Origin of the sequence: Salimicrobium salexigens, from assembly GCF_900156705.1 — a bacterium.
GTDB classification, from domain to species: Bacteria; Bacillota; Bacilli; order Bacillales; family Halobacillaceae; genus Salimicrobium; species Salimicrobium album.
The window spans coordinates 1-1,289 of sequence record NZ_FTOK01000029.1; the positions used below are offsets into that span (position 1 = coordinate 1).

The window sequence follows — 1,289 nt, forward strand, 5'->3', positions numbered from 1 at the left end:
AGTCTTCAACTATCCTGCCCTTTACTTGAAGACTCGGTCTCAAGATAACTGCCCTTAGTTGCAGAAGGATTTATATCTTCGTAAAGTATGCTGAAAGTTTTTCTTTTTCTTTTTCCCTTAACTGTTTATTTTCTTCTTCCAGTTCTTTATTCTTTTTCTCCAACTTTTCAACCCTTCTTTTAAGGGAAGCAATTACAGCTTTCTGATTATTTTCATCACGCTTGGTACTAGACTCCACAAAGGCTTCTTCTTGTTGTTCTCTAAGGAAAGCAATACGTTCTTTAAGCTCTATGTGGTTGTAAAGAGTAGCTTTAGCTACTCCTGCTTCTTTTGCCACGCTATTAAAATTAATTACTTTAGAACTCTTTGTAAGGCGTTTTATAGCTTCCTCAACTTTATCTTTGGTTTTCTGCTTTCGTTGTTGATGCAACTGCCTTATTTGCTCCTCACGGTCAAAATTACTCATTTTTAACACCATTCTTTTTCTTACTTTCATATTTTCTCTTCATACGATCAAAGCGGCCAAAAATCACATTTCCACCCTTGATGATCTCGTAAATATTTTGATATCTCTCCAAGTTCTTTTTATTTGCTTTTACCATCTCTTCCCGGCCATACTCTTTTGCGGTTTGAATATTCTTGGTTACAGACTCAATGAGTAACTCATATTTTTTCACGTCGAAACTATCCATTCCAACAGCTAAATCAAAACAAGGTTTGCCATCGTTGGCTGTAAGACAAGGGGGTTCTGCTGCTAGTGGACAATTCCCATTGACCCTCGCCCGACATGTCCCATAAGGGTTATCTAAGGCGTTTAACTTCTCGTCTTTCCACAGCATATCAAGGATGCCTTCAGGAATATCTTCCTTTTCTGAAATCTGATGAATTTCCCCGTTTACGTTAAAAGTAAATACACCTTGTTTCAACACCTTTTCGAATTCTTTACGTTTCGTATCATCTAACAGACGAGCATATTGCAAGGTCATTTCGGGTGATGCGTGGGCTAATAACTCCTGCACCGTTAAAATATCAGCTCCACCGTTTAACAATTTTATTCCATAAGTATGTCGGAACATGTGATTATTGAATTTAAACAATTCGCCTGCTTCATCTGTTATATTCACTTTTCTTGCTAAATGGTTTAGTTCTGCTCGACAAAAATTCGAACTCAATGGTCTTCCCTTACGGGAACCTCGGTAGCGAACAAAAAGGTATCTTTCTGGGTTGTTATCATCGTTGCTGTATTGCTTAGAACGCTCAATTAAAGCTGCAATTATATCTGCTAGATG

Annotated in this window: 2 protein-coding genes; both read right to left on the minus strand. The window is 37.6% G+C overall.

Annotation, left to right across the window (positions count from 1 at the left end; genetic code table 11):
- Positions 1 to 70 precede the first annotated feature (70 nt).
- Positions 71 to 466 (minus strand): DUF6262 family protein, encoded by a 396-nt coding sequence (locus BW931_RS13205; RefSeq protein ID WP_076572938.1) that lies wholly within the window; start codon positions 464 to 466, stop codon positions 71 to 73.
- Positions 459 to 1,289, minus strand: an 831-nt coding sequence (locus tag BW931_RS13210) for a tyrosine-type recombinase/integrase (RefSeq protein ID WP_159435726.1), incomplete at its 5' end; no start/stop codon positions are given. The genes BW931_RS13210 and BW931_RS13205, both read right to left, overlap by 8 nt.

Excerpts from the sequence above, each read along its gene's own strand:
- BW931_RS13205 (WP_076572938.1), bottom strand. The coding sequence starts at position 466 with ATGAGTAATTTTGACCGTGAGGAGCAAATAAGGCAGTTGCATCAACAA.